General features: G+C 48.6%; 2 protein-coding genes. One reads left to right on the top strand and one right to left on the bottom strand.

Features of this window, described 5'->3' with window-relative positions:
- The first annotated feature begins 288 nt into the window (after nucleotides 1-288).
- The gene (locus tag CAG64_RS14510) at nucleotides 289-1,902 is read left to right on the top strand and encodes a peptide ABC transporter substrate-binding protein (protein WP_161457328.1); all 1,614 of its coding nucleotides are present in this window, start codon (nucleotides 289-291) and stop codon (nucleotides 1,900-1,902) included.
- A 60-nt stretch (nucleotides 1,903-1,962) separates the two neighbouring features.
- On the opposite strand, the gene pncB is transcribed toward CAG64_RS14510, so the two are convergent.
- Nucleotides 1,963-2,605: nicotinate phosphoribosyltransferase (pncB, locus tag CAG64_RS14505; RefSeq protein WP_161489326.1), on the bottom strand; the 643-nt coding region annotated here is incomplete at its 5' end.

Genomic DNA, 2,605 nt, shown 5'->3' with positions numbered 1-2,605 from the left:
GCCTTATAGGCGCATATGAAAAACCACCGGCTATGCCGGTGGATACTTTTTTTTCTTTCCTGTCTCCTTTCTACGTATTGATATTTTCTAATCAATATAAATAACAATGAGTTATTCATAAAACCTTAACTTAGCTCCCAGAGTCCGGTGATAAAACACGTTATAACAAAGTGTTCAATTCACACTGTTAGGATGTCAGTGCGGAACTGGAGACGTACGCCGGAGCTGAATTCGGCCGATAGGTGACTGGCTCTCTGCCCGTTAACCATTTAAGTATAAGGAAATCAGATGCAAAAATTTACCCGAACACTGCTGGCCAGTAGCTTGGCAGTGCTTGTTTCATCTCCTGCGTGGGCGGCGGAAGTGCCAGCAGGCGTCATGCTGGCAGATACCCAAACCATCACTCGAGGTAACGGTGATGAAGTGCCAACGCTGGATCCGTCGATGTCGTCAGACACCTCGAGTTCCCGTGTTATCAGCGATATGTTTGAAGGTTTGGTGAGTGAGGACTTAGACGGTAATATCATCCCAGCCTTAGCCACCACGTGGGACGTTTCAGAAGACGCGACGCAGTACACTTTCCACTTGCGTGACGCAAACTGGTCGGATGGTTCGCCGATCAAAGCCAGCGACTTTGTGTTTGCATTCCAGCGCATTGTTGATCCGAAAACTGGCGCGCCATACTCCTGGTATCTGGAGCTGGCCGGTATCGTCAATGCGTCAGAAATCACGAAAGGTGAGAAATCACCGGATACACTGGGTGTGAAAGCGTTAGACGATAAAACCGTTCAGATCACGCTGACCAAGCCTGTACCTTATTTTACCAAGATGCTAGCGCATGAGAGTACTTTTGCTCTGCCGGAAGCGACCGTGAAAAAATATGGTGAGAACTGGACCAAACCGGAAAACATCGTGACCAGCAGTGCTTATACGCTGGATACTTGGGTCATCAATGAGCGTGTGGTACTCAAGCGCAACCCTGCGTATTGGAACAACGACAAAACTGTGATCGAGACAGTCACGTATCTGCCGATTCAGGACGAAAACGCGGAATACAACCGCTTCCGTACCGGAGAAGTGGACATCACTTCAACGGTACCGTTGGAGTTGTACAAAACCATCAAGAAAGAGCGTCCGAATGAACTGCTCACCATGCCATCGCTGGGCACATATTACTATTTGTTCAACACCAGTAGAAAGCCGTTTGATGATCCGCGAGTACGAAAAGCACTGGCGTACTCGATTGATCGCGATATCGTCGTAAATGGCATTTTGGGGATGGGGCAACTGCCTGCGTACTCAAACACGCCGCCTGCCGTGGCCGGGTTTGATGTGCCGACACTGGAATGGGCCGAAATGACGCAAGCTGAACGAAATAAACAGGCAAAACAATTGCTGGCGGAAGCGGGCTATGGCAAAGATAAACCTTTGTCGTTCGAGCTGGAGTATAACACCAGCGAATCACACAAAAAGCTGGCGATTGCGATGGCATCGATGTGGAAAAAGAACCTTGGTGCCAATGTTCAGATAGCAAATCAGGAATGGAAAACGTTCCTGCAGGAACTATCGTCAAAGAACTTTGAGGTAGCCCGTTATGCCTGGATCGGAGACTACAACGAAGCATCGACTTTCTTGTCTTACTTCGATTCTTCGGGCATGAACTACGGCGGTTGGCATGACGAGCGTTACGATAAAATGTTGCAAGACGCCACTTATGCGGCCAATGATGCGGAGCGTAAAGCCCTATACCAGAAAGCCGAGCAGATTTTCTCTGATCAGATGCCCGCAATTCCGGTGTATTTCTATACCCGTTCAGTGTTAAAACAGACACGTGTCGGTGGCTACAGCGACCACAACGCATCTGAGCGGCGCTATACGCGTGATTTGTACATCACTAAATAGTCGCTAGTAAAAAGCCAGTGCTCAACGACACTGGCTTTTTCATTGGAGTAGTGCGACTTATCAGGCGACACTTTGAAATTTGTGCTGGCTTATTTTCATTGACTTCAGTGTGCCGATGGCTTTGTCGAGATCGACAGGCAAGCCAAAACGCTGTTTGAGATTCATTAGGAAAAACAAATCCTCACACATAGCTTTCTCGGGTTCGTCACTGATTTTAGCAACGGGTGAGCCATTACACTCCGCCATTTTTACGACCATGGAAAGCGGTTCATAGATTTTACCCTGACGGTTTTGCCATTCCCCCATGTCATTGGCCAAGAACGTACCGATACCAAAGCTGATCTGTGCTCGGCCAGCAAAATATTCGCAAATCTCCAGCGCGCGGTCGAAATTAAGACCATCAGTGAAGATCAGCATCTTACTCATTGGATCGATTCCCAGCTTCTGGTAATGAGCGATCATTTTGTCACCCCAGTCAAACGGAGATCCTGAGTCATGTCGTACACCTGCGTATGCCTGAGCCCGGCGTAAATTGAAATCCTGTAAAAACGCATCGATACCGATGGTGTCGGTTAAGGCGATGCCGAGCGCGCCATCAAACGTGTGATGCCAGTTGTCGAGGGCAACGCGTTGAGAATCTCGTACGTTGACCATCGCTTGATGTGCCATAAACCATTCGTGGGCAACCGTCCCAATTGGGGTC

Source organism: Vibrio sp. V38_P2S17PM301, assembly GCF_009904845.1.
Classification (GTDB): domain Bacteria; phylum Pseudomonadota; class Gammaproteobacteria; order Enterobacterales; family Vibrionaceae; genus Vibrio; species Vibrio proteolyticus.
The sequence above is the reverse complement of the archived record's forward strand: the minus strand, read 5'-3'. Positions and strand labels throughout refer to the sequence as shown.